We start from the raw sequence: 2,013 nt of genomic DNA, 5'->3' as shown, positions 1-2,013 counted from the left end.
TGACTTCTGTTAGGACCTCTTAACCGGGCGGCTCCCCGCACGGTGATCACCCACCGCGGGCACGAGCTGAAAGCCCTGCCCACCGCACTGCGCCGCGAGGTCACGCGATGGGAACGCACCGTAAAAGAAGTGCTGCACCAGCAGGCCCCGAACGTACCGGCGACCGCCCGGCCCAAACCCGCCTTCGACCCGAAGCTCCGCACTCTCAAGCAGCGCTACCGCACCAAGGCCGACCAGCTGACCGCGGCCGGCTGGCCGACCTCGCCCGCCACCATCGAGCGCAAGTGCCTCGCCTGGCGCAAGGAGGGACTGCTGGGGTTGATCGACCGGCGTGGCCAGCGCACGGCCTCAGCGCACGGACGCGTCGACCAGCGGGTGATCGACCTGGTGTGGGAGATCCTGGATGGCGAACGCGACCAAGGGCTGTCGCCGGGCACCTTGTCGCGGCTGATCGGCCGTGTGGAGCAGACGGTTCGGGCCCGCTACGCCCGTGAGCTCGCCGACGCCGATGCGGCCACCACGGCTGCGCTGCTGCCCAGCCAGGCCACGTATTACCGGCTGCTGCAGCGTCTGGGGATCACGGCACACAATGCGCATGTTGTCGCGGCCCGGCGTGCTGCCGGCCCGCCGCTCTCAGCGCTGCGGCCCGGCAGCCGGCGGGCGACCACGGCGCGCTGGCCCGGGGAACTGGTGCAGATCGACACCACCGGACTGGATGTCCTGGTCATCGGCGACGACGGACAGATCATCTCGGTGGAGCTGACCATCGCGATCGATGTGGCCACCCGCAGCATCGTCGGCGCGCTGATCGTGCCCAAGCGGTTCCGCCGTGGTGCCGGTGCGGGCCGGTGGCTGGGCGGGCGGGCCACCCGCAGCTTCGACACGGTGCAGGTCGTGGCGCAGAGCACCGCACCGCTGCCGGTACGGCCGGGGTGGTCCCCGGAAACCTTCATGGACGGCTCGGACCTGCCCTTCGAGGAACTGCTGGCCACCGATGAGCGGTTCGCCGGTGCGGCCGCCCGGCCGGTCATCAAACCCGAGACGCTCGTCGTCGACCACGGCTCACCGTTCGTCTCCGCGGACTTCACCCGCTCCTGCAACTCCCTGGGCATCGAGGTCCGCGAGGCCCGGCTGCGCACCCCCGTCGACAAGGCGATCGTCGAGCGCGCCATGCTGGCGATCAAGACCGGCTTCAGCCAGCACCTGGCCTCCTACACGCACCACCGTCTGGACCTGCGCGGCAAACACGTCCGCAAGCAGCCGCTGTGGACGATCGCCCAGCTGCAGGACCTGTTCGAGCAGTGGGTGGCGCTGCGCTGGCAGCAGACCCCACACGGCGCGCTGCGCAGCCCGTTCACCCCGGGACTGAAGCTCACCCCGAACCAGATGTATGCGGCGCTGATCTCGCTGCGCGGCTACCGGGCCACGGCGCTGACCGAGAGCGAAAACCGCAAGCTGCTGCCGACCGTGTGGGCACGCATCAACCGCAAGGGCTTCCAGATCAACAACCGCACCTACAACCTGGACAAGGGAGCACTGGATCCCTTCCGCGGCTCCTCCGGGCTCGCGGCCTCCCAGGGACGGTGGGAGGTGCACTACTCCCCCAACCAGCCCGAGGTCGCCTGGCTGTTCAACCACCGGGCCGCCCCAGACAGCGACCCGTGGGTGGAGGTGCCCTTCATCCACCGGCGGATCCTGCACGACCGGTGGACCGAAGAGAGCTGGGAGCAAGGACTGCAGGTCCATCTCGCCGCCGGCGGACACCGCCACGACGAGGCCGCCATCGCCCGGGCCACGCACCGCCTGCTGTCCAAAGCGGCTAAGAGGTCCTAACAGAAGTCACTATCGGTGTGACCGTCGGCTTGGATGCTCGTTGGGCTGTTCGTGGGGAAGAGAGAGTCGCGTCCGTGGGTCGTCTCGGATGAACTGTGGTCGCTGATCGAGCCGTTGTTACCTGATCCGGGGCCGAAACTGGTGGCCGGTCGGCCGAGGGTGCCGGATCGCCAGGCGCTG

Annotated in this window: 1 protein-coding gene; it reads left to right on the top strand. The window is 69.3% G+C overall.

Annotated elements, in window-relative coordinates; all coding sequences use genetic code 11:
- Positions 1–42 precede the first annotated feature (42 nt).
- On the top strand, positions 43–1,833 hold the full coding sequence (locus tag DVH02_RS20545; RefSeq protein WP_114625298.1) for a DDE-type integrase/transposase/recombinase: 1,791 nt from the start codon (positions 43–45) through the stop codon (positions 1,831–1,833).
- The last annotated feature ends 180 nt before the right edge of the window (positions 1,834–2,013 follow it).

The sequence above is a fragment of the Streptomyces corynorhini genome (genome assembly GCF_003346515.1).
Lineage (GTDB): Bacteria > Actinomycetota > Actinomycetes > Streptomycetales > Streptomycetaceae > Streptomyces > Streptomyces corynorhini.
Note: the sequence above shows the minus strand (reverse complement) of the source record. Positions and strands in the feature narration are given on the sequence as shown.